Annotated in this window: 19 protein-coding genes and 1 pseudogene; 14 read left to right on the top strand and 6 right to left on the bottom strand. The window is 51.0% G+C overall.

Annotated features, from left to right (window positions below):
* Window positions 1-373 precede the first annotated feature (373 nt).
* From JIG40_RS12375 to JIG40_RS12325, 11 genes and pseudogenes are all read left to right on the top strand, one after another.
* Window positions 374-2,527, top strand: coding sequence for a DUF6701 domain-containing protein (locus JIG40_RS12375; RefSeq protein ID WP_348541339.1), 2,154 nt, complete (start codon window positions 374-376; stop codon window positions 2,525-2,527).
* 149 nt (window positions 2,528-2,676) lie between these two features.
* A complete protein-coding gene (locus JIG40_RS12370; RefSeq protein ID WP_020332232.1) occupies window positions 2,677-3,720 on the top strand; it encodes a rod shape-determining protein in 1,044 nt (347 codons plus the stop codon).
* A 54-nt stretch (window positions 3,721-3,774) separates the two neighbouring features.
* Window positions 3,775-4,662 (top strand): rod shape-determining protein MreC, encoded by an 888-nt coding sequence (gene mreC, locus JIG40_RS12365; RefSeq protein WP_199465395.1) that lies wholly within the window; start codon window positions 3,775-3,777, stop codon window positions 4,660-4,662.
* Window positions 4,652-5,140, top strand: coding sequence for a rod shape-determining protein MreD (gene mreD, locus JIG40_RS12360; protein ID WP_020332234.1), 489 nt, complete (start codon window positions 4,652-4,654; stop codon window positions 5,138-5,140). Before mreC ends, mreD begins: the two co-directional genes overlap by 11 nt.
* A pseudogene (locus JIG40_RS12355) lies at window positions 5,140-5,716 on the top strand (Maf family protein). Before mreD ends, JIG40_RS12355 begins: the two are co-directional and overlap by 1 nt.
* 23 nt (window positions 5,717-5,739) lie before the next feature.
* On the top strand, window positions 5,740-7,209 hold the full coding sequence (rng, locus tag JIG40_RS12350) for a ribonuclease G (protein ID WP_020332236.1): 1,470 nt from the start codon (window positions 5,740-5,742) through the stop codon (window positions 7,207-7,209).
* Between the two features lie 11 nt (window positions 7,210-7,220).
* Window positions 7,221-11,111, top strand: a complete 3,891-nt coding sequence (locus tag JIG40_RS12345; RefSeq protein WP_199465394.1) for a YhdP family protein — start codon at window positions 7,221-7,223, stop codon at window positions 11,109-11,111.
* 10 nt (window positions 11,112-11,121) lie between these two features.
* On the top strand, window positions 11,122-11,949 hold the full coding sequence (locus tag JIG40_RS12340) for a carbon-nitrogen hydrolase family protein (RefSeq protein WP_199465393.1): 828 nt from the start codon (window positions 11,122-11,124) through the stop codon (window positions 11,947-11,949).
* Window positions 11,950-11,951: 2 nt separating this feature from the next.
* A complete protein-coding gene (gene tldD, locus JIG40_RS12335; RefSeq protein WP_020332239.1) occupies window positions 11,952-13,397 on the top strand; it encodes a metalloprotease TldD in 1,446 nt (481 codons plus the stop codon).
* A 216-nt stretch (window positions 13,398-13,613) separates the two neighbouring features.
* Window positions 13,614-14,033: a ribonuclease E inhibitor RraB gene (gene rraB / locus JIG40_RS12330; protein WP_020433210.1), complete on the top strand. Its 420-nt coding sequence runs from the start codon at window positions 13,614-13,616 to the stop codon at window positions 14,031-14,033.
* A gap of 120 nt (window positions 14,034-14,153) precedes the next feature.
* A complete protein-coding gene (locus tag JIG40_RS12325) occupies window positions 14,154-14,960 on the top strand; it encodes a hypothetical protein (RefSeq protein WP_020332669.1) in 807 nt (268 codons plus the stop codon).
* A gap of 49 nt (window positions 14,961-15,009) precedes the next feature.
* On the opposite strand, the gene JIG40_RS12320 is transcribed toward JIG40_RS12325, so the two are convergent.
* The 5 genes from JIG40_RS12320 to argR form a co-directional block, all read right to left on the bottom strand.
* Window positions 15,010-15,399 (bottom strand): DUF2061 domain-containing protein, encoded by a 390-nt coding sequence (locus JIG40_RS12320; protein WP_199465392.1) that lies wholly within the window; start codon window positions 15,397-15,399, stop codon window positions 15,010-15,012.
* Window positions 15,400-15,544: 145 nt separating this feature from the next.
* A complete protein-coding gene (locus tag JIG40_RS12315; RefSeq protein ID WP_020332671.1) occupies window positions 15,545-15,982 on the bottom strand; it encodes a universal stress protein in 438 nt (145 codons plus the stop codon).
* A gap of 107 nt (window positions 15,983-16,089) precedes the next feature.
* A complete protein-coding gene (locus JIG40_RS12310; protein ID WP_171933311.1) occupies window positions 16,090-18,669 on the bottom strand; it encodes a TRAP transporter permease in 2,580 nt (859 codons plus the stop codon).
* A 170-nt stretch (window positions 18,670-18,839) separates the two neighbouring features.
* On the bottom strand, window positions 18,840-19,808 hold the full coding sequence (locus JIG40_RS12305) for a TAXI family TRAP transporter solute-binding subunit (protein ID WP_047460013.1): 969 nt from the start codon (window positions 19,806-19,808) through the stop codon (window positions 18,840-18,842).
* A 348-nt stretch (window positions 19,809-20,156) separates the two neighbouring features.
* The gene (gene argR / locus JIG40_RS12300) at window positions 20,157-20,627 is read right to left on the bottom strand and encodes a transcriptional regulator ArgR (RefSeq protein WP_020332675.1); all 471 of its coding nucleotides are present in this window, start codon (window positions 20,625-20,627) and stop codon (window positions 20,157-20,159) included.
* Window positions 20,628-20,956: 329 nt separating this feature from the next.
* Between argR and mdh the strand changes: the two genes are divergently transcribed.
* Window positions 20,957-21,889 (top strand): malate dehydrogenase, encoded by a 933-nt coding sequence (mdh, locus tag JIG40_RS12295; RefSeq protein WP_020332676.1) that lies wholly within the window; start codon window positions 20,957-20,959, stop codon window positions 21,887-21,889.
* 353 nt (window positions 21,890-22,242) lie between these two features.
* Window positions 22,243-23,649, top strand: a complete 1,407-nt coding sequence (locus tag JIG40_RS12290; protein ID WP_020332677.1) for a basic amino acid/polyamine antiporter — start codon at window positions 22,243-22,245, stop codon at window positions 23,647-23,649.
* Window positions 23,650-23,719: 70 nt separating this feature from the next.
* On the opposite strand, the gene ispB is transcribed toward JIG40_RS12290, so the two are convergent.
* Window positions 23,720-24,691 (bottom strand): octaprenyl diphosphate synthase, encoded by a 972-nt coding sequence (gene ispB / locus JIG40_RS12285; RefSeq protein WP_158151516.1) that lies wholly within the window; start codon window positions 24,689-24,691, stop codon window positions 23,720-23,722.
* Window positions 24,692-24,962: 271 nt separating this feature from the next.
* Between ispB and rplU the strand changes: the two genes are divergently transcribed.
* Complete coding sequence (gene rplU, locus JIG40_RS12280; protein WP_020332679.1) at window positions 24,963-25,274, top strand: 50S ribosomal protein L21; 312 nt, start codon at window positions 24,963-24,965, stop codon at window positions 25,272-25,274.
* Window positions 25,275-25,279: the final 5 nt, after the last annotated feature.

Here is a 25,279-nt window from a genome sequence, read left to right as displayed (position 1 = left end):
TAATAGCAATGTGCTTTTCCCTTATGGGGCTAACGTCTATTTTAAAACTATAAGTGGTTCGGGAAGCGCTACTTTTACGTTTGAAGGCGCTGTTCAACTCTTTATAACGGATAATTTTTCACCATCTAATCCCTTGATGTTCAACTATATAGAAGATGCTTCTACTTGGGTGCTACCGATCATTTATGGTCCGCGCGCGACGTTTCTTTTGCGTGCTCAAAATGAGTTACGAGCCTTCATTGTTGCCAAGCGAGTGGATATTCCCAATCCAATAAGTATGGAGGGGGCGATCACAACCAACTATTTGAGAGTTGATGCTGGTTTAACGATCAGACAATACGACGATGCCTCAGATTGTTGGGATGGGGGGGCCGTGGACAATGATTACGCGCTGATCCTTCAACCTGCCGAAGCTTACTCACTTATCTGCGCTGCGCAGCGTCTCGAATTTCAGGTGGTGGATAGCAACAATCAGGCGATCGGCGATTTTACCGGAACGATTTCGGTCAGTCCGACTAACGCCAATCTTGCCGTGGTTCCTGACAAGGGCTCAGGCAGCAACGGGAGCTACACCCCCAACGCGAACGGTGAACTCTGGCTGGATTTAACCGCCAGTTCCAGTCAGACGGTGACAATTACTGGCGTCCTGAACCCGCAAGGCGACAGCGCTTCTGTATCGGGAACCTATCATTTTGTGCCATATAAACTCTCTGCCTCGGATCAGTACGTGATCGCGAATAAACCGCAAACGGTAGAGGTGAAAGCACTGGCGTGTGATGACAATGGCGGTGTGGTGGATATCAACTATGGTGGAACGCCAACGGTCAGTTCTGTTTGGGTTGCGCCCACATCTGGAGCGGGTGACCTGACTTTTGCGCCAGCGTTTACTCAGGGGGCTGCCAGCAGTGAACTGACGATGGAAGATTCCGGGATCAAAACCGTCACCATGACCGACAGCAGTTTTGATTGCTCTGGATTGACCGACTGCCCGGTGGAAGGCTCCGGAACGTTGCAAGGCAGTTTTACCGTCTACTCGCGCCCGTGGACGTTAGCCATTTGCTCCCCAAATGGCAGTACTATGGACGGTGACATCACCAATCCTGACAGCCTTGCCTTTACTTCGGCGGGCAATCTGTTTGCCCTGAATATTCGCCCGCTGCGTTGGGCCAGCGGTTCCGGTGACGACAGCTCGCCGCAAGCGGGTGGCAGCGCGATTGAAACGTCGGCCTATTGCAGCTCTGCGGTCACGCAAAACTTCTTTTCAGATAATAGTCAGTTAGCCGCCTTAGCCGTGCTCAGCCATCAGGTTGCGCAGCCTGCCGATGGCAATGATGGCACGTTATATGGCACGCTTGAGCAACTCAACACAACGGGTATCAATAGTACCTACTTGCCGTTTTCGGGGTTGAGTTGGAGCGAAGTCGGTGTGCTGCGCGTTAACGCGGACATCTCAGGCTCTTACCTTGGTATGACGGTCAATCAGGGCTATCGCGATATCGGCCGCTTTTATCCAGCGTGGTTAAGCATCACCGAAAATAGCTGGGACTATGCTGATGACTACAATGGTTTTGTGTATATGAATCAGACGATTCCGTATCGTTTCACCGTTGAAGCGCAAAATATGCAGAGTGACGCCACGATCAACTACAGTGCATTTTCACAAGCCTTAATTGCTGATGTGAAGCTGCTGGCCGTAGATAGTGATGGCGAGGAACTGAGTGACCGTATCAACGAGTATGACCTGCAACTGTGGGATGGTGCTGGTGACGGCGCTTGGTCTGGAGCAACGCTGTCGGTCACCAATGATTTTACCTTCTTAAAACAGCAGCAATCGGCGTCGCCTTATACCACCAGTGTCGATGGGCCATATCAAAGCGGATTTGGCCTACGCGTATCGGATAAAGTGGATGGTGTCGATTTTGTGTCTCCGGACTTGGAACTGAAGGCTTCCACGACGCTACTGGATACCGGTAAGCGCTTTACCACTCAGCCTGATATTCGCTACGGGCGGATGGTGCTCGGGGACGTGGGCGGTACGTCGGTGAGTACGATTAATGTACCTTTGCGAGTGGAATATTGGCAGGGCAGCCGCTTTGCGATCAACGCAGATGATTCCGGATCCTATTTCGCCACACCTAACGAATACGTCTGTAAGCAAACCGTCTGGCCAACCTCCGGCAGTGGCTCGAGTTCCAAACTCACCGGCTCCGATACGCCTTCCAGCTGGGCGAAAGTGGCTTCGGGCAAGAGTTCAGTGGTGTTTGCCACACCGGCTTCTTCCGATGAAACGGCCGATGTACGCGAACAGGTGCGCTTCTGGCTACGACTGGATGATGACGCTCGCTCGTCGCCCCAGCTTTCAGAGAGTGGTGTTAACTGCGGTACGCAATATACCTCTCAACCTTGGTTGCAGTACAACTGGCGCGACAAAGGGGATGAGGATCCGTCGGCGGTCGTGACCTTTGGTATTCATCGTGGCAACGACAAAGTGATTTTTCGCGGTGAGACCCGCCTGACCGGACAGTGATTCGCGATTTTTTCTAACCCAAGTTAGGAATCTGTTAGAAATTGCGTGTTTCAGTCCATGTTTATACGTCAATGCCTTGCTGTGATGGCAAGGCATTGGTACATTTAGTGCAATTTTCATCTTCATATCTTGCAGGACGAGCGAAGAATATGTTCAAAAAACTTCGTGGCATGTTTTCAAACGACCTATCTATCGATTTAGGTACAGCCAACACACTTATTTACGTCAAAGGACAGGGCATTGTTCTTGATGAGCCTTCAGTAGTCGCCATTCGCCAAGACAAAGGTCGCGGCGGAAAAACCGTCGCAGCCGTTGGTCACGCTGCAAAACAAATGTTAGGTCGTACGCCGGGCAATATTTCTGCCATTCGTCCGATGAAAGACGGCGTTATCGCTGACTTCTACGTGACTGAAAAAATGCTGCAACACTTCATTCGCAGCGTGCACGACAACAGCATTCTGAAACCAAGCCCGCGCGTACTGGTTTGTGTTCCTTGTGGTTCGACTCAGGTTGAGCGTCGTGCGATTCGTGAATCGGCACTGGGTGCAGGTGCTCGTGAAGTTTACCTGATCGATGAGCCAATGGCGGCCGCGATCGGTGCTGGTCTGCGTGTTTCTGAACCGACGGGTTCAATGGTGGTCGATATCGGTGGCGGTACAACCGAAGTGGCGGTTATCTCGCTGAACGGCGTGGTTTACTCGTCATCTGTTCGTATCGGTGGTGACCGTTTTGATGAAGCGATCATTAACTACGTGCGCCGTAACTACGGTAGCTTGATCGGTGAAGCAACTGCAGAAAAGATCAAACACGAAATCGGTTCAGCGTACCCAGGCGATGAAGTTCAGGAAATCGAAGTCCGTGGTCGTAACTTAGCAGAAGGTGTGCCACGTAGCTTTACGCTGAATTCGAACGAAATTCTGGAAGCGCTGCAAGAGCCACTGACTGGTATCGTATCTGCCGTGATGGTTGCGCTGGAACAGTGTCCGCCAGAGCTGGCTTCTGATATTTCAGAAAACGGTATGGTGCTGACTGGCGGCGGTGCGCTGCTGAAAGATCTGGATCGCCTGCTGACTGAAGAAACGGGTATTCCTGTCGTTATCGCTGAAGATCCACTGACCTGTGTGGCTCGTGGCGGCGGTAAAGCTCTTGAAATGATCGATATGCATGGTGGTGATCTCTTTAGCGACGAGTAATGGCTTGTCAGGCGCTCGCAAGGGCGCCCGAATACACTCTAGGATTGTTATAAGATGAAGCCAATATTTGGTCGTGGACCATCCCTTCAACTGCGCCTGTTTTTCGCGGTTGTTTTGTCAGCCAGCCTTATGCTGGCTGATAGTCGTTTAGGCGCATTCTCACATGTGCGTTTTTTACTCAATAGCTTAGTCGCTCCAATTCAGTATGCTGCCGACCTGCCGCGCGGCATGTTTGATGGTTTCTACGAAAATTTCAATTCCCGTCAGCAACTGATGGAATCGAACCGTGCCCTCAAACGGGATGTGCTGACGCTGAAAAGCGATTTGATCCTGTTGGATCAGTATCGCGAAGAAAACCAACGCCTGCGCAAGTTGCTCGGTTCCTCGTTTGTCCGTGATGAAAAGAAAGTGGTCACGGAAGTGATGGCGGTGGACACCTCGCCGTATCGTCATCAGGTAGTGATCGATAAAGGCCGGGTTGATGGTGTTTATGAAGGTCAGCCGGTGATCAACGAAAAAGGTATTGTTGGTCAAGTCACGTTCGTGGCAGCGCACAACAGCCGCGTGCTGCTGCTGATTGACCCAAACAACGCCATTCCGGTGCAGAATATTCGTAACGACATTCGTGTTATTGCCTCAGGCAACGGCCAGACGGATGAGATTCAGCTTGAGCACATTGCAACCAGCACAGATATCGAAGTGGGTGACCTACTGGTGACTTCCGGTCTGGGTGGCGTTTACCCGGAAGGGTATCCGGTTGCTTACGTGTCGGAAGTGGATAAAGACACCCGCCGTGAGTTTGCCTCGATCAAAGCCAAGCCTGTGGTGGATTTTGATCGTCTGCGCTACCTGCTGCTGATTTGGCCGAACGAAGATCGTCAACAAAAAGCGATGAGTGCGGAAAATCAATCAATGACTGAGGACGTAAGCAATGGCCAATAATGATTGGGCAGGCCGTTTGGTTATCTGGGCCTCATTCTTCTTTGCATTAGTCTTGCAGACCATTCCATGGCCGGGTTCGCTGGACTTGCTCAGACCGTCCTGGCTGCTGCTGGTGACCTGTTACTGGGTCTGTGCTTTGCCACATCGTGTCAACGTCGGAACGGCGCTGGTCATGGGCTTGCTGTGGGATTTGCTGCTCGGTTCCACGCTCGGTATTCGCGGCATGATGATGTCGATTGTGGTCTACATCGTCGCGATGAACTTCCTGGTGCTGCGTAACATGGCTCTGTGGCAACAGTCGATCGTGATTGGCCTGCTGTCGATGGCGCTGGAAGTGCTGATTTTCTTCGGCGAATATTTGATTCAGGATGTGACATTCAACCCTTTGTCACTCTGGAGTGGTTTAATTAGCTGTATACTTTGGCCGTGGTTGTTTTTATTGCTGCGCCGAGTGCGGCGTCACTGGCATGTGAAATAGTGGCCAACAATGATTAACAGAAAACTGATCCTGGCATCGGGTTCGCCGCGACGCCGGGAATTGCTGTCTCAACTGGGGTATCAGTTTGAGATTCTGGTTCCCAATGTTGAGGAATCCCAGCAAAGTGACGAAAACGCAGCGCAGTACGTAGAACGTTTATCACGTGATAAAGCGCTGGCTGGTTTGCAACTGGCGACAGAAGACGTTGTGGTACTGGGTTCTGACACCATTGTCGTTCAGGATGGACTGGTGCTGGAAAAACCGCATGACTTTGCGGACGCACAACGGATGTTGCAACACTTATCAGGTAACCGTCATCAGGTGATGACGGCGGTAACGGTCGCTACACAACAGCAGGTTCGTTCTGTGGTAGTGACCACAGATGTATGGTTTAAAGTTTTGTCAGCAGAAGAAATCGAACAATATTGGCAAAGCGGTGAACCTCGCGATAAAGCTGGCAGTTATGGCATTCAGGGATTGGGTGGACGATTTGTAACAAGAATAGAAGGTAGCTATTACGCCGTCGTCGGGCTACCCCTCTACGAAACTGACCAGCTCTTGCACGAATTCTTATAATTTAAAACTATTGAGGTGCGCTCATGAGTGCAGAGTTGCTCTTAAACGTCACGCCGAGTGAAACTCGCGTGGCGATGATTGAAGGCGGTGTCCTTCAAGAAATCCATATCGAACGTGAAGCAAAACGGGGCATTGTCGGCAATATCTATAAAGGTAAAGTCAGCCGTGTCCTGCCGGGTATGCAAGCGGCGTTTGTCGACATCGGGCTCGACAAAGCGGCTTTTCTCCATGCCTCTGACATCGTACCGCACACCGAGTGTGTGGCTGAAACCGAGAAACAACAATTTCAGGTGCGCGACATTTCTGAGCTGGTTCGCCAGGGACAGGATATCGTGGTGCAAGTGGTCAAAGATCCGCTCGGCACCAAAGGCGCGCGTCTGACCACCGATATCACCTTACCTTCGCGTTATCTGGTTTATATGCCGGGTGCCAGCCATGTCGGCGTATCGCAGCGGATTGAAAGCGAAGCCGAGCGTGAACGTCTCAAAGAAGTCGTTGCCCACTACTGTGATGAGCACGGTGGCTTCATCATCCGCACCGCAGCTGAAGCGGCGAAAGAGAAAGAGCTGGCGCAAGATGCCGCGTTCCTCAAGCGCTTGTGGTGCAAAGTGATGGAGCGTCGCGAGAAATACAAAAACCGTTCAACTCTGTATGGGGAGCTGGGCCTTGCTCAGCGTATTCTGCGTGATTTCGTTGGCACCGACCTGACCAAAATTCTGGTCGACTCCCGTCTGGAATATGAAAACCTGCTGGAGTTCACGTCCGAGTTTGTGCCGGAACTGACCGACAAGCTGGAGCTGTACGAAGGCGATAAACCTATTTTCGATATGTACGACACCGAAAATGAGATTCAGCGTTCTCTGGAGCGCAAAGTGGAACTCAAATCGGGCGGCTACCTGATCATCGATCAGACGGAAGCCATGACCACCATCGATATCAATACCGGTGCCTTTGTGGGTCGTCGTAATCTGGAAGAGACTATCTTCAACACCAACATCGAAGCGACTCAGGCGATTGCGCGCCAACTGCGTCTGCGCAATCTGGGTGGCATCATCATTATCGACTTCATCGATATGATTTCAGAAGAGCATCGTAAGCGAGTACTAACTTCACTCGACGCGGCACTGAGCAAAGATCGTGTGAAAACTAACATCAACGGTTTCACTCAACTCGGCTTGGTGGAAATGACCCGTAAACGTACGCGCGAAAGTATTGAACATGTGCTGTGTTCTACCTGTCCAACTTGTGAAGGCCGCGGTACGGTGAAAACGGTGGAAACGGTGTGCTTTGAAATTCTGCGTGAAATTACTCGTGTGAACCGCGCCTACGACGCCGACAAGTTTGTGGTGTATGCCTCACCTGCGGTCGCTGAGACCCTGCAAGGTGATGAATCACATTCACTGGCGGAACTGGAAGTGTTCATCGGTAAGGAAGTACGTATTCAGGCCGAACCTTTGTATGTGCAAGAGCAATTTGATGTCGTGATGATGTAATAGGACTACGGGTGATCTCAACCTTAACTCGCCTTGGGCGAATTGTATTGTGGCTGCTGGTCAGCCTGCTAGTTTTGTTGGCCATCGCCATCACGGCTCTGCGCGTGCTGTTACCGGAAATGAACCGCTTTAAAGGCGAAATTCAGGACTGGGTCAGTGAGCAGAGCCATATACAATTTGTGATCACGGATGTGTGTGGTTTCTGGCGAAACACGCACCCCTCTCTGGCTCTGCAAGGTGTGCAGGCCAATCTGCCGGATGGCAGCAAAATTCAGTTCAACACCGGGCGGATTGACGTCGAATTCGACTTGGTACAAACCGTCCTGCAACGTGAACCAGTTATCGCGAATCTGATTATTCATCAGCTCAAACTGGATATTCGTTCCATTGACTGGACGCGCCTCAATCAAGCGGATGATTCGGCCAGTGACTCAAGCGAATCGAATGCGCAGAGCAAAATTCTGCAGCGTCTCGATGACCTGTTTTTGCGTCAGCTCGACGATTTCACCGTGCAAGATTCCACCGTGCTTTACCAGACTCTGGCGGGCGATATGCGCCAACTGGACATCGATAAGCTGCACTGGAAGAACAAAGGTAAACGCCACTTTGCGGATGGTGAAATCAGTATTGCTGATACTGAAATTAACTCATTGCAAGTGAGTGCTAACTTCGAAGATCACGGTTCGCTCGGCGATATCTCCGGTGATTTCTACGTTAGTGCTGACAAGTTACGGGTACGCCCTTGGTTGAGTCGCTATTTGAAAGATGAAACGGGCATCGAGCGTGGCGTAGTCAGCTTTAATGCCTGGATGACGCTGAAAAACAGCCAGCCTGTCGACGGGTATGTGGAACTCAAACCGTCGGAGTTGGTGTGGCAGGAAAATGAGCGTCATGAACTGCTGCTGGAATCAGGCATTGTGCAACTGTCGCCGACAGAAAAAGGCTGGCAGGTAAATGCGCACTCACTTCAACTGCGCACGGACGATACGCCTTGGCCGGAAGTGGACGCTGCGCTTGACTGGCAACCCCAGCAATGGCGCCTGAATGTGTCGCAACTCGACATCAAAGCCCTGCTGCCATTAATCAAACTGGTGCCAGAATCCAAACAGACAAATCAACTGTTGGAGCAACTGAAACCCAGCGGCCTGGTGGAAGACTTACGGATCGCGCAAGGAGCTGATGAGGCGCCGCTGCGTTACTCGGCCACGCTGACGGATGGCGCGATGGCGCAGTGGGAACTGTTGCCAGAAGTGCATCATCTGCAAGCACAAATTTCCGGCACGCCGACCAAAGCGGTGATCAAAGCCTCACTGGTTGATGATGAGTTGCCGTATGGTGAAGTGTTCCAGGCGCCACTCAATATTCGTCAGGGACAAGTGGACTTGGTGTGGCAAAGTGATGACGCCGGCTGGTCGTTGTGGGCCGATAAAGTGACGGCGGCAACGCCGGATCTGCAGGTGCTTGGTGCGTTTCGTCTCGATTTCCCCAAAGAGAAGAGCCCGTTCCTGTCGTTTTATGCTGAAGCGGATGCTTACAACGCAGGCGAAACCTGGCGCTATCTGCCGACACTGGCGCTTGGTCATGACCTGACCGACTACCTCTCTACTGCGATTCAGGGCGGTAAAGTCAAAACCGCCAAGCTGGTGTGGTACGGAGAGTTGGGAGATTTCCCTTATCGACACCACAACGGTATTTTTCAGGCCTGGGTCGGACTGCAAGACGGCAAATTCAGTTTTGATACCGCCTGGCCGGCGATCACCGACATGCAGCTTGACCTGTTGTTTGAAAATGACGCCATGTACCTCGACTCGCATTCAGCCACTCTGATGGATGTGAAGGCCAAGCGCATTACCGGCCGCATTCCTGAACTGGCACCAGATGGGCATATTGAAATTGAAGCGACCGCGGTTGCTCAGGGCAATGCGGTACGCGATTACATGACCGCGACTCCGCTGGTGGACTCGGTGGGCGCCGCACTGACCGCGATTCAGGTCAGCGGTGAGGTCAACTCCGAGTTTCAGCTCAACATTCCGTTTACCACGGACAAAGAGCCGCGCGCCTGGGGCTGGGCGGATCTCAAACGCAATCACGTTGAAATCGATTCACCGCCCATGACGCTCGAAGCGGTCTCGGGCCGAATCAAGTTTGACAATGATGTGGTGACAGCCGCCGGGCTGTCGGCCAAACTGCTGAAACAGCCCATCTCGTTTGATTTCAAAGGCGAGAGTGCCCAACAAGGCTATGCGGTGAATATCGACTTGGTGGGTGACTGGGACATTAAGCCGTTAACACCTTATGTCGGCAGTCGCTGGCTAAGCAGGTTGCAGGGTGACGCTCCTTGGCAGATGGGGGTGGATATCCAGCTCAATGATGTGGGTTTCACCTATCAGATTGATGCGCAAGCGAACCTCAAGCGCGTGGCCAGCCGTTATCCGTACCCGCTGAGTAAAGCCATCAATACACCGGGCAGTGCACGTTTGCAGGCTTCGGGTAATCAGGAAGCGATTTCCGCGCGGCTGCAACTGCCCAATGCCAAATATCAGGCAGAGATCGACATTACCAAAAAGACACCGGTACTGACCGCTACCAATTTAGTGTTGGGCCAGGGCAGTTTCAAAATCAGTCCGGTTGTCGGCCATCACGCGCAGGTGCGTACGGATAAATTCAATCTGGATGACTGGATCTCCGTGGCGAGTGACGAACCTCAGACGAAATCCACTAAGCCCGCAGCACTGGATTCCCTTAATACGCCGGAGATTCCGTTGCCGCAACGGGTTGATTTGAAGGTGAAAGAGCTGACTCTGGCCGGAATTGAGTGGCATGACGTCAATTTCACTGCGCGGGAAAAAGATCTTGGCTGGTTGATGAACATTGATAGCCAGGAAGTGAATGGTCAGGCTAACTATATTGAACCTTATGACCTGTCGGTTTCGCTGAAGCGTTTGCACGTCTATCTGCCGCAGTTGGACAACAGCGATGGTAAAGCGCGGCTGGTGGATGTCAATAAACAAAATACCCCACTGATTTCAGACTTTGATCGCCAGTTCCATGCGTTGATGCCGAACCTGACTCTGGTGATCGACGATTTCTGGCTACAGGGTTATAAAGTCGGCAAGCTCAACATGGATTTCGAGCGTCATGGCAATACTTTGATGTGGAAACGCATCGACGCCGCCAGCGGAACCAACCAGGTACACATCAACGGCAGTTGGACACTCACCGATACCACCAGTCGAACCGAAATGAATCTGGATATGAAAGGTGACAACAACAGTGACCTGATGGAGCGGTTTGGTATCAGCTCCGGGATTCAGAAAGCGCCGTTTGAGATGTCGAGCCGTACCCAATGGGATGGCGCGCCGTGGTCGATGAAAATCAATACGCTGCAGGGTAATCTCGAGACTAAACTGGGTAAAGGGGTGATCTCCAACGTCAGCGGTGCCGCGCGTCTGCTTGGTCTGTTCAGCCTTGATTCGATCATCCGCAAGATGCAACTCGACTTTAGCGACGTGTTTGATAAAGGGATGGCGTTTAACTCGATTACGGGCAGCGGTGAGTTGTCGCAGGGCGTGTTTGTCACCAATAACATCAAAATGGATGCGGTGGCCGGTGAAATGACCATCAAAGGTCTGGCCGATCTCAATACGCGCATGGTAGACGCTGAAGTGAATTTCGTGCCGGATATTACTTCCGGCATTCCGGTACTCACCGCTTTTGCGGTCACTCCGGCCACAGCGCTGTATGTGCTGGCGGTGACCACGGTGATTTCACCCGTAGTCGAGATTTTCACTCAGGTTAACTATGAAGTGAAAGGCCCGCTCGACTCTCCGACGGTGAAAGAGCTGTCGCGCAGCAGAGGTGAATTCAAATTACCGAAAAAACTCAGAAAGCTGGTTGAATAAGGATAAACACATGGAACGTGTCGGCATCATTCAAATGACCTCAGGCCCGGTCGTCGCAGACAATCTGGCCTACATCGCGGCGCAAGCCAAAGCGCTGGCGGCTCAGGGAGCGACTTGGCTGGTGACGCCAGAAAATGCGGTGGTGTTTGGCACTCGCAGCGATTATCACCAACACGCTGAACCGATGGGCGAGGGCCCGATTCAACGAGAACTGGCCGAGATTGCGCGCAAGAATCAGGTTTGGCTGCTGGTGGGCAGTATGCCTGTCGCACGTGCCAGTGGCGTGACTACCACATCGATTTTATTTAATCCACAAGGCGAAGCGGTAGCACATTATGATAAGCTGCACATGTTTGATGTGGATGTCGCCGACAGTCACCAACGTTACCGCGAATCGGAAACCTTTACGCCGGGCGATGGATTGACGGTGGTTTCGACGCCGTTTGGTCAGTTGGGACTGTCGATTTGTTATGATGTGCGTTTCCCGCATCTTTATTCGCAACTGCGTCGTCAGGGTGCGCAAATTTTACTGGTGCCCGCGGCGTTTACCGCAGTCACCGGACGTGCGCACTGGGAAGTGCTGCTGCGCGCCCGAGCGATTGAAACCCAATGTTGGGTCGTCGCAGTCGGCCAAGGGGGGCATCATCCTTGTGGCCGTGAGACCTGGGGACATTCAATGGTGATTAACCCGTGGGGTGAAGTCGTGGCTTCGCTTGGGCAGGAGGCGGCCACGTTGGTTGCTGACATCGATTTGCATCAGGTGGATCAAGTCCGCCTGACCATGCCTATCATTGAGCACACGCGCTTTGATAATCAATTTAAAGAGAAAAAGAGTTAGCTATGAGTATTACCCGAATTGAAGAAGCACTATTAACCCCCGCAGGGCTGACAGAGCAAGATATCGCTGACACTCTGGCGACCATCGCCACTCGTGAAATTGATTATGCGGATATTTACTTTCAATCCAGCTGGCATGAGTCACTGGTGCTGGAAGACAGCATTATTAAAGACGGCTCGTTCAACATCGACTGCGGTGTGGGTGTGCGTGCTGTGACAGGCGAGAAAACCGGTTTTGCTTACTCTGATCAGATTCAGTTGGAAGGCTTAAAGCAGAGCGCGATTGCGGCTCGCGGTATCGCTCAGCAAGGCCAGAATGGCCGTGTGCAGGCGTTTAAGCGTTCTGACAATCAAAGCTACTACGCGGCAGACAACCCGCTGCAAAGCTGGGAAAAGCAGAAGAAAACCGAACTGTTGATGCAGTTGGATGCTTACATTCGGACCAAAGAGCCGCTGATCCAGGAAGTTTCCGTCAGCCTGAGCGGCGTCCATGAGCAGATGCTGGTGGCGGCAACCGATGGCACGTACGCAGGCGACATTCGTCCGCTGGTACGTCTGTCAATCAGTGTGCTGGCACAGAAAGGCGATCGCCGTGAGCGTGGCAGTGCCGGTGGCGGTGGCCGCTTCAACTACGATTACTTCCTGACCGAAGAGAATGGTCAGAAAATGGCGTTTGCTTACGCGGATGAAGCGATTCGCCAGGCATTAGTGAACTTAGAAGCTGTTGCGGCTCCTGCGGGCACTATGCCTGTAGTTCTGGGGTCAGGTTGGCCGGGCGTGCTATTGCACGAAGCGGTTGGTCATGGCCTGGAAGGCGACTTTAACCGCAAAGGCTCGTCGGTGTTCTCGGGCAAAATGGGCAAGAAAGTGACTTCAGATCTATGCACCATCGTCGATGACGGTACGCTGAAAGATCTGCGTGGTTCCCTCAACGTCGACGATGAAGGTGTCAATGGCCAGTACAACGTGCTGATCGAAAACGGTGTGCTGAAAGGCTACATGCAAGACAAGCTCAACGCGCGCCTGATGGGAGTGGCGCCAACGGGTAACGGTCGCCGTGAATCATACGCACATCTGCCGATGCCTCGTATGACCAACACCTACATGCTGCCGGGTCAGCATACGCCGGAAGAGATCATCTCAACCGTGAAAAAAGGCGTCTACGCACCCAACTTTGGTGGTGGTCAGGTGGACATCACCTCCGGCAAGTTCGTGTTCTCTGCATCGGAAGCGTACCTGATTGAAAACGGTAAGGTGACTCGCCCAATTAAAGGCGCCACATTGATCGGTTCGGGTATTGAAGCGATGCAGCAAGTCTCGATGGTGGGCAACGACCTGAGCATTGACCGCGGCGTTGGTGTGTGTGGTAAAGCAGGGCAGAGCGTGCCGGTCGGGGTTGGACAACCCACACTCAAACTCGACGCGCTGACCGTTGGTGGCACCGAGTAACTCTTTTAAAAGCTGCGTTCAACGCAGCTTTTTTGTTCGCTCCCGAAGTTGATGCCAAAGGGGCGATCGCGCGCCGCAGCATTTGCGACTATTTTTGGCGCTTACAACCAGAAAGATCGCGCGGAGATCGTTTTGTGGGTAGCAATTCGTGACGATCCGTGCCATATTTCGTCGCACTGAAATTTGATCCAACTTAACCATTCTGGAGCCACATTTATGTCTCACGAAGATGAATATCTGTCCGTTGAAGATTTTATTGAGATTCAAAAAGAAGAGACTCGCGACATCATTCAAGCGTTGCTCGAGGACGGCAGTGATCCAGAAGCTTTGTATGAGATCGAACACCACTTCTTTGCTGAAGATTTCGACAAGCTGGAAAAAGCTGCGGTTGAAGCATTCAAACTAGGTTTTGAAGTTCTGGAAGCCGAAGAAGCAGAAGATGAAGACGGCAGCAAACTGCTGTGCTTCGATGCCACGATGCAATCTGTGCTGAATCCAGAAGCGATCGATGCACAAGTTGAGAAACTGGTGAATCTGGCGGAAAAATACGACGTTATTTACGACGGTTGGGGCACTTACTATGAAGGTGAAGATGCACTGTATGCCGACGAAGACGAAGATGACGACGAAGAATAATTCGTAAAGCATCGTACGATACCAGCCCTCAGGCTGGTATTTTTTTATGCAACAGGGGTTTGTAAGCGCGAAATGAACTGTGTTTAAATGGCGCAAACCCGCACGACGTGATCATTGACTATGCAGCTTTCCCTCGCCGGACTCTGGCAACTTTCTCCGCTGACCGATTTATCCATTCCTCAGGACGACATTACCTTTCCTGCGCCACTCAGTGCAGTGCTGCCGGAAGCGTTGTCTGAAGAGACGATTGCCACGCAAGAGTGGCACCTGATGCACGATATCGAAGTGGATGATGTGCTGCTGGGTTTTGCGGCGATTGATCTGGTGCTTGAAGGGGTCGATTACCATGCCGAAGTACGCCTCAATGGCGTGGCGCTGTTTGATTGTGATGGTTCTCAGTCGGTATACAAAAAAGATATCCGTCCGCTGCTCAATCCGGGACGCAACCGCTTTGAGATTCTGTTTCTTGAACAGGAAGAAGAGTGGCTAATTGATGACGAGGACGATTCTGGGGAGTTGTGTTCACTGGCACAAACCCAAGTGGAACCTTACGATTCCCGCATCGGGATTTGGCGTGCGCCTTATCTGCAATGCATTCGTCATCTTCGCCTTGAGCATGTGGCGACGGAGCAAATCTGGCACCATGGCGGAGGGTGTGAGCTGTTGGTGAACCTGTTTTTCACCACGTATTCGCCTGGTCTGGTATCTGCGGCGGTGCGTTTTGATGGCATGACCTACCATTTACCCATTGATGTGCGTAGTGATCATGCCAGCGCTCTGTTTCAGGTCGAAGCACCGAAATATTACGATGCGGAGCACCCGAACCCCGGCGATCTTTACGATGTCAGTGTGGAACTCGATGGTCAGCGTCAGGCTTTTAAACTGGGTCTCAGCCACGATCTGTGTGTCACCCATTTCCCGGTGTGAATTCTGAATAACACAAAGCCCCGTTTAAGCGGGGCTTTGTGTTTCTATCTCAGTGGGCACATTGCCAAGGCGTAGAACCCTCGTGTTTGCTTTGCCATACTTTTTCATGGAAGTAGTAAGCACAAGTGTTAAAGCTTGGTTCAATCAGTGCCATTACACCACCTACCAGGAAGCTACCGGTCAGAAGGTAGGCGACGTTGAACGCAACGGTAAAGTGAATCACAGCAAAACTGGCAGTTTTGAGGCGAGGATTCGAGGCGTAACGTTGCAGCGGTGCATATTGGTTCCACGTTTTTTCGTGGAAGTAGAAGGCAACCGTGTTCACCATTGGTTCGAGCATCGCGATCAGGCTACCGATGATGATGTCACCGGTTAGGGCGTACGCGACGGTAAAAGCAATGCTAAAGTGGATAGCGGCAAAACTCAGCGTCTTTTTCATGGTAATCGTCCAATCTCGTTTCTCTTTGATGGGGTTATTATTGATAACTATTCTCATAAAAGAAAATGGGAATGAACGATTAGTTTGATAGTTAAAAACTAATAAAAAAGGCGCATTGAGCGCCTTAATCTATTAATTCTTAGTTTCAGCCTTGCGGCTTGACCACCAGAACGTTGATCGGGGAGTGTTCCACCACTTTACTGGCGACGGAACCGAGCATCACTTTGTCGATTCGCGAGCGTTTATGGCTTGGCATCACGATCAGGTCAGCCCCCAGTTTTTCCGCGTAGTCGAGAATGGTGGTGTAAGGTTTACCTTCGGCGACGTGCAGTTTATACACTACGTCTTCCATTATGTGCTTTTCCGCGAACGCTTTAAGCTGCGCGCGCACATCGTCTTTCATCTTGGCGGCGGCATCTTTCGGAAAGTATGTCGCGACCATAGACATATGAATACCTGGCAGCACGTTAAGCAGGTGTAGCTCCGCATTGGAATGTTTCGCATGCCATACAGCAAGCTGAACGGCTTTGTCGGAAAAGCCTTTTTCATTCAAATCAACAGGAACAAGGATGTGTTTATACATTATTCGTTATCTCTGTTTAGGTTGAGCCTGACGGCAACAGTTCGTTGGCTTAAGTATATGCCCTGCTGACGCAGGGCATTTTGATTAAGCGCGGATTTTGTTAAACATTAACTACGAATAGCTTCTTTGGCGGCCCGTCGTTTCTGGTTCCAGCCTAAAAGCAGAGTCAGCAGCAGCGCAGGCACAAACACCCACTCTTTCATCGGGCGATCGCTATCCACTACGATAGAACGGATTTCCCAACCAAAATCGATTCCAGCAGATTCAGCCGGACTGCCGAATTCCACCATGTCGATCATCATACGGTTCTTCTCGTGATTGAGCATCAGACCCATAGACGCGATACGATCCTGCGCGGTCGTTGCTCGGTCATCAAACGGCAGTAGTACGGTTTTCGACACATAGTCTCCATCCAGCGTTTCGCCCGCGACCAGCATTGCGATCGATTGGCCAACCGGAGTTTGCTCAACGATGTGTTCCAATTCCGTTCCCGGATAGAGGGTTTGCGCCGGGTAAATCATGTCCCACCAGAAACCCGGGCGGAAGAAGGTAAACGTCAGCAGCAGCAGCGCCAAAATTTCCCACCATTTGGTCTTGGTAAACCACCAGGCTTGCGTTGCTGCCGAAAAGAGCAGCATCGCTATGATGGAGGATCCGACCGTCAACGCGAGATGCCACCAAGTGTCGATACCCATCAGGAGCAATTGAGTATTGAACACGAACATAAACGGCAGAATGGCCGTTCGAATATCGTAGGCAAAGCCCTGAATACCAGTGCGGATCGGGTCCGACTTAGCGATCGCCGCTGCGGCAAACGCGGCCAAGCCCACCGGTGGCGTGTCATCCGCGAGAATACCGAAGTAGAACACGAATAAATGCACGGCGATGAGCGGAATGATCAAGCCATGTTGCGCGCCCAACGTCACGATAACCGGAGCCATCAGAGTCGATACTACGATGTAGTTGGCGGTGGTTGGCAGGCCCATTCCCAGGATCAGACTGATGACTGCAGTAAAGATCAACATCATGATCACGCTGCCGCCGGAGATGAACTCAACGAAGTCGGTCATCACCAGACCAATCCCCGTCAGGGTGACCACACCGACAACTGTACCCGCCGCCGCGGTGGCAACACCGATACCAATCATGTTGCGCCCGCCTGAAACCAGACTTTCAAGCAGGTCGGTGACCCCTTCCTTCGCTTGCGAAGCCAGATCACCTGACTGGTTAAAGATAGCCATCAACGGGCGCTGCGTGAGCAGAATAAAGATCATGAACACCGTGGCCCAGAATGCAGACAGACCCGGTGAGAAACGCTCAACGGTCAGGCACCAGACCAGAACCACGATCGGCAGCAGGTAGTGCAGCCCTGATTTAACAGTCGGGCCGGTATCTGGAATTTCCTGAATGTCTTCATCGATGTCCATTCCGCCTTCAGAAGCGTATTTGGACGAAATGCGCACCAACAGCACGTAAACCAGCAGCAATGCCACCGTGACAATCGGTGTGGCGGCAGCGCCAAACACATCTTTGGTCCAGCCAACGCCGTAGTAAACCACGGCACTGATGACACACAGACCGAGAATGGTGCCAGTAAACGACAATAAGCTTTGCAGCAGAGTCGGGTTGTGACGACGCGGAAGGCCTTTCATTCCTGCCTTACATGCTTCCAGGTGCACGATGTAAATCAGAGCGATGTAAGAGATCAATGCCGGCAGCAGTGCCGCACGAATCACTTCCACATAAGAAATTCCGACATATTCAACCATCAGGAATGCTGCGGCGCCCATGATAGGCGGCGTAAGCTGACCGTTAGTTGAGGCGGCGACTTCTACCGCACCTGCTTTGGTGCCCGGAAAGCCGACACGTTTCATCAGCGGAATGGTAAAGGTACCAGTAGTCACTACGTTCGCGATGGAGGAACCGGAGACCAAACCCGACAGACCCGATGCCACTACAGCGGCTTTCGCCGGGCCGCCACGCATATGGCCGAGCATTGAGAATGCGACTTTGATGAAGTAAGCCCCGGCGCCCGCCCGCTCCAGCATGGCGCCAAACAGCACGAACAAGAACACGAAAGAAGTGGATACTCCCAGTGCGACACCGAATACGCCTTCGGTGGTCAGCCACAGATGAGACATCGCTTTATTCAGGCTCGCACCTTTGTGAGCGATAACTTCCGGCATATACGGGCCCGCGAAAGTGTACAGCAGGAATACGGCTGCAACCGCCATCAACGGAGGACCGAGTGCCCGACGGGTAGCTTCCAGCAGCAGCAACATCCCCATAACCGACACCACAACATCGAGAGTCGTCGGTGCGCCAGAGCGGCTTGCCAGCTGCTCATAGAAGATATAGATGTAGGCGGCGGAAAAGCTCCCTGCCAGCGCTAAAATCCAGTCTGCCAACGGAATGTGATTGCGTGACGAGTTTTTCATTGCCGGATAGGCAGTGAAAGCGAGGAAAATAGCAAAGCTGAGGTGAACAGCTCGAGCTTGTGTATCGTTGAGTACGCCAAAATCGAAAATGAACGGCAGCGGAGAAGCGTACCACAACTGGAACAACGACCAGCATAACGGCACCAGCCACAGAATGCGGCCCGGAATGCCCTCTGGATTCCTTGCGCCTGTATCAGCCTGTGCAACCATCTCTTGCACATCTTGCGACGGAGTATTTGTCTGCGTCATGTACGTTATCCTTATTATTTGATGGTCTTAAAAGAGAAAGGTGGCTTTCTTAAACGGTGTTAAAGCCAAGTTGAGCATGGTGTCTAAGTTCGATTTCGCATCAGACCCAGAACCAATATCAATAAGGAGGCACCAGGCCTCCTTATTTAATGGAGCGATATCTGACTTAATTACTTAAGCAGACCCACTTCTTTGTAGTATTTCACTGCACCTGGGTGTAGCGGAATTGAGATACCCGCTTTAACCATGTCTTCTTTTTTCAGGTTAGCAAAAGCCGGGTGAAGACGAGTAAAGGTGTCGAAGTTTTCAAACACAGCTTTGGCTACGTTGTAAGCTACTTCATCTGGCACGTCTGAACTGGTCACCAGTGTTGCTGCCACACCAAAACTTTTCACGTCAGTGTCTGTACCACGGTACATACCAGCCGGGACGGTGCTGTATGCGTAGTAAGGGTTTTGTGCCACGATTTTATCGATTTCTGGACCAGTTGCTGGTACCAGTTTGGCATCACAAGACGTTGTTGCTTCTTTGATTGAACCGTTCGGGTGGCCAACCATGTAGATGAATGCGTCGATCTTGTTGTCACACAGGGCTTGAGAACGCTCAGAGCCTTTCAGTTCCGATGCCAGTTTGAAGCTGTCGTTAGTCCAGCCAAAAGCATCCATCACAACCTGCATGGTCGCGCGGTCACCAGAACCCGGGTTACCGATGTTAACGCGCTTGCCAACCAGATCTTTTACGTTGTTAATGCCTGAATCTGAGCGAGCGATAATGTTAAAAGGTTCTGTGTGAAGAGAGAACATTGCGCGCAGTTTCTTGTATGGGCCTTGCTGCGCAAATTCACTGGTACCGTTGTAACCGTGATATTGCCAGTCAGACTGAACGATACCGAAGTCCAGTTCGCCAGAACGGATAGTGTTGACGTTGTAGATAGAACCACCAGTGGATTCTACAGAGCAGCGGATGTTGTGTTCCTTACGGTCTTTGTTAACCAGCTTACAAATTGCACCACCAGTCGGGTAGTAAACACCAGTTACCGAACCCGTACCAATTGTGATGAATTCCTGAGCGTTAACCGCGCCTGCACCCAATACTGCAGCAGCAATCGCACCGACCTTAATAATTTTATTCAAAACCATGAATTTCCCTTCCTTCTTTTCATTATTTGCCCCAAAACAAGTGTAGTTGCTTTGGACGTTTCTTCATCGAGAAACGGAAGCTTTTTCAATCCATATGTTGAAAAAGTGGCTGAATAATACCAAAAAATTGAAAGATAATTATAGGATTGTAAAAAAATGTAGCGAAACAGGCTGGTTTTCTAACCAGAATTCAGTGGGAAACTGATGGGCTAACTATCTAAGAATCAAAGGGTTAGAAGTGGTTGTCAGCAGGGAAGAAGAGTTAGTTAAGATGTGATTGGAGTCACGCGCAACGAGCACTGCGTGACTCCATCATTCTGTTTTCTCTACAATTTCTCAATTGTGAGATTAGCCGGCGTACTCAAAAAGTTCACATACGGACTTAAACAGCTGCTTGGTGGTGATACTCATGGTCGGCGTGATGAAGATAGTGTCATCGCCGGCGACAACACCTAAAATGCCTTCAGATTTACCCAGTGAATCCAGTAGACGGGCAATCAGCTGAGCAGCGCCTGGGCCAGTGTGGATCACGACCAGAGCACTGTTGTGGTCGATATCAAGTACCAGTTCACGCAGTGAGCTGGAAACGGTCGGTACACCAAGCTCAGCGGGCAGACAGTAAACCATCTCCATTTTCGCATTGCGGGTACGAACTGCGCCGAATTTGGTCAGCATGCGTGACACTTTCGATTGGTTAATATTATCAAACCCTTCGTTTTTCAGTGCGTCCACAATATCGCCCTGAGAGCCAAAGCGTTCCTCTTTAAGCAGAGCTTTAAAAGCTCGGACTAGATTGTCTTGTTTGTCTGTATGGCGCATCGTTCTTCTTACTATCGCTGATTCAATAACTGTCGCACATTTTCCCATAGGTGGGGGAGCTGTGCCAAATTATCGCTCAAAACTGTCTAAAGGGTCACTGTAAAAGTGACAATTATTCGCTTAGATAGCACTTTAAACCTTTGTCATCGAAGAAAAATAGACCCATAATCGCCCGCGGAGTTGTAGCACGCCAATGCGTGGTTGCGCAAAGTCGCAAAGCTGAGGTTAATTGATTGTAATCAACTTGTGATTGCTATAGCTTCTTGGGGTCGGATACTAGATACCCTACCAAAACATTAATAAGAGAATTACTCTCAAGGAGAACTACGATGAAAGTCGCTGTTATTGGTGCCGCTGGCGGCATCGGTCAAGCCCTAGCTCTATTATTGAAAAACCGTCTTCCTGCAGGTTCTGATCTTGCTCTGTACGATATTGCTCCGGTAACTCCGGGCGTTGCAGCGGACCTGAGCCACATCCCAACTCCTGTTTCTATTAAAGGTTACGCAGGCGAAGATCCAACTCCGGCACTGGATGGCGCAGATGTTGTTCTGATCTCTGCAGGTGTGGCTCGTAAACCAGGTATGGATCGTGCGGATCTTTTCAATGTCAATGCGGGTATTGTCAAAGCACTGGCTGAGCGCATCGCGGTAGTTTGTCCTAATGCATGTATTGGTATCATCACTAACCCTGTTAACACGACTGTGCCAATCGCGGCAGAAGTGCTGAAGAAAGCAGGCGTATACGACAAGCGCAAACTGTTCGGCGTGACGACTCTGGACGTGATCCGTTCTGAGACATTCGTTGCTGAGCTGAAAGACAAAGATCCAGGTCAGGTTCGTGTTCCGGTTATCGGTGGTCACTCAGGTGTGACTATCCTGCCTCTGCTGTCTCAGGTTGAAGGTGTTGAGTTCACGGCAGAAGAAGTAGAAGCGCTGACTAAGCGTATCCAAAACGCAGGTACTGAAGTGGTTGAAGCTAAGGCGGGTGGCGGCTCTGCAACTCTGTCTATGGGCCAGGCTGCATGCCGTTTCGGTCTGTCTCTGGTGAAAGCACTGCAAGGCGAGAGCGTGGTTGAATACGCTTACGTTGAAGGTGCAGGCGAGCACGCGCCATTCTTCGCACAACCAGTGAAACTGGGCAAAGACGGTGTTGAAGAAGTACTGAGCTACGGTGAGCTGAGCGCATACGAGCAAGCTGCACTGGAAGGTATGCTGGACACGCTGAATGGCGATATCCAGATCGGTATCGACTTCGTGAAATAATCACGTCGTATCCGAAGATTCAAGGGAGCCGCTTATCGCAGGATAAGCGGCTTTTTTACGTCTATGGTTGGGTGATTAGCAATAGAGCACACTCGTTAAGTTGCTGAATTAATAGTCATTAAGTTTATGTTGTTGCGTATTTTTGTTTAAACATGCTGTTTAAATTGTATTATCTGGAGTTTTTTACCAACTAAAGAGAATTTTGCGTGCAGAAGTGTAAGACTTTTTGATCATTGGCAATGAATGTGTCGTTAATGACACTTTCTCGGTGACATGGATCACGCCATGTCTGCAGACTTGTTCAATTTGTCATTAAAATAGCGCTCTTCTCGAATGCAGAATCGGAAATCACCATGGATAACAAACTGGGTTTAGGCTCTTTAACCGCGTTGGTCATTGGTTCAATGATTGGCGCTGGTGTCTTTAGTCTGCCGCAAAACATGGCCGCAGTCGCAAGCCCTCTGGCTGTCATGATCGGCTGGACCATTACCGGGGTGGGCATGATCTTTCTTGCACTCTCATTTCAGCAACTGGCTATGCACAAGCCACACATCAACAGCGGTGTGTTCGGTTATGCACGCGAAGGTTTTGGCGATTTCACCGGATTCTGCTCCGCCTGGGGTTACTGGTTCAGCGCCATGGTGGCGAATGTCTCGTATCTGGTTATTGTCTTCAGCACGCTCGGCATGTTGTTTGATACACCGGAGCGTACCCTATTTGGCAGCGGAAATACCTTGCTGTCGGTCGGCGGGGCATCAGTGCTGCTGTGGGCTGTCCATCTACTGGTTCTGCGCGGTGTTAAAACGGCTGCCCTGATAAATGTCGTTACCACCTGCGCGAAGATGGTGCCATTGCTGCTGTTTATCGTCTGCGCCGCATTGGCGTTTAAATGGCAGACATTCACGGTCGATTTCTCGGGGCTCCATTTTGGCGCGGATCATGATCTCTGGGCGCAGATCAAAGCAACCATGTTGATCACTGTGTGGGTATTCATCGGTGTCGAAGGGGCGGTCGTCGTTTCCAACCGTGCGCGTCATCGTAAAGATATCGGTCGGGCAACCATCCTTGGCCTGCTGACCGCGCTGTCCATTTACGTATTTGTGACGTTGCTTTCAATGGGGGTGATTCGTCCGGTTGAACTGGCGCACTACCAGAACCCGTCAATGGCAAAAGTACTTACAGAGATACTCGGCCCGTGGGGCCAGTACATCATTGCGGGGGGGCTGCTCATTTCAGTGTGTGGTGCGTTCCTGAGCTGGACGGTATTGGCGTCAGAAGCACCTTATCTTGGCGCCAAGGACAAGATGTTTCCGTCACGTTACGCCAAGCAGAATGCGGCTGGCAGCCCATATCAAGCTCTGACGCTGACCAACATCTGTATTCAGATTTCACTGATCCTAGTGATGTTTGCAGGTAGCACTTACGACACGCTGCTGGTATTGGCGTCTGAAATGATCCTAGTGCCGTATTTTCTGGTGGGCGCTTATACCCTGAAACTGGCGCTGGAGCGCAAGGACAGAGGCCGCATGCTGGCGATTGGTGTCGGGGCAAGTCTGTATGGTGTTTGGCTGTTGTACGCATCCGGGCTCAATTACTTGATGCTGTCAGCGCTGCTATATCTGCCGGGGATGCTGTTTTACGTCAAAGCAAAGAAAGAGCAAGGCAGAAGCCCGTTTATGGGAAAAGAGCGCTTGGGTGCTTATTCTCTCACGGCCGTCGCGGTGGTGGCATGCGGTATGCTATGGCAGGGATGGCTGTAAGTCGCTTGAATGGCTAATAAAAAGCCTCGCAATGGCGAGGCTTTTTTTGCTCAAAGCAAAGTGCAGGAGATTATTTACTGCGATTGACGGCCATGTGCGCCAGTGCCACCAGAGCCTCTTTGTATTCACTCTCGGGCAGAATCGCCAGCTCTGTGATCGCTTTATCCGCTTCTTCGTTAGCTTTGGCAATGGTGTATTCCAGCGACCCCGTTTCTTGCATCGCCGCTAAAATTTCTTCCAAGCGTTCCATGCCGTTCGCTTTCTCAATCGCTTCGCGAATCATCTCTGCTTGCTGAGGGTTACCGTGGCGCATCGCGTACAGAAGCGGCAGAGTTGGTTTACCTTCAGCGAGATCATCGCCGACGTTTTTACCCATCTCTTTGCCATCGGAGGTGTAGTCCATGACATCATCAATCAGCTGGAATGCGGTGCCCAAATATTTACCGTAGTTTTGCAACGCGGTTTCAATCTCGGGTGATGCATCGGCTAAGATGGCTCCAATTTGAGTGGCTGCTTCGAACAGACGGGCGGTTTTGGAGTAGATGACCTGCATGTAGCTTGCTTCAGTGGTGTCCGGATCGTTGCAGTTCATTAATTGCTGCACTTCACCTTCAGCAATGACGTTCACGGCTTCACTCATTAGTTGCAGGATCTTCATGGATCCCAGTTCAACCATCATCTGAAACGAGCGAGTGTAAATGTAATCGCCGACCAACACGCTGGCGGCATTGCCAAATGCAGCGTTTGCGGTGGCTTTACCACGGCGCATGTCCGATTCATCGACCACATCGTCGTGCAGCAGCGTGGCGGTGTGGGTAAATTCGATAAATGCGGCTGCGAGTGTATGACCTTCGCCTCGATAACCCAATGCTTTTGCTGATAACACAGCCAGTAGCGGGCGTAGACGTTTACCACCACCACTGACAATGTAGAAGCCAAGTTGGTTGATGAGAGAAACGTCAGAGTTGAGTTGGGCTTGAATAGTTTCATTCACTTTTGCCATGTCATTGGCAGTAAGCGTTTGGATAGCTTTAAAATCCATCGTAAATCCGGCTGAAGTTAGAGCGTGTAAGGCATTTTGTTCTTCGATAATCAGTGAATAATACACTAAAAAATATTGATTAATACATGGCTTAAAGGCATGATTGCGGCACTTTTGATTGGCGATTAGCTTTTCGCCAATTTTTTTCAAATATGGCTTGTCATAGGGACGCCATTCACGTAGAATCTGCGCCCTATTGATGATTAGTTTAGCGCACACCCTTATTGCTCAAAATATAAGCATTGGCTGTGCGGAAAGAGCGGAGTAAAATATGTACGCTGTTTTCCAATCTGGTGGTAAACAACACCGTGTAAGCGAAGGTCAAACTCTTCGTTTAGAGAAATTAGACGTTGAAACTGGCGCAACTGTAGAATTTGATAAAGTTCTGCTGGTTGCTAACGGTGAAGAAGTGAAAGTTGGCGCTCCTCTTGTAGAGGGCGGCAAAGTGACTGCAGAAGTTGTACAACACGGTCGTGGCGATAAAATTAAAATCGTTAAGTTCCGTCGTCGTAAGCACTCTCGCAAGCAACAAGGTCACCGTCAGTGGTTCACAGAAGTGAAAATCACTGGTATCAACGCTTAAGTTAT

The sequence above is a fragment of the Vibrio sp. bablab_jr001 genome, assembly GCF_016464285.1.
GTDB lineage: Bacteria > Pseudomonadota > Gammaproteobacteria > Enterobacterales > Vibrionaceae > Vibrio > Vibrio fluvialis.
The sequence above is the reverse complement of the archived record's forward strand: the minus strand, read 5'-3'. Positions and strand labels throughout refer to the sequence as shown.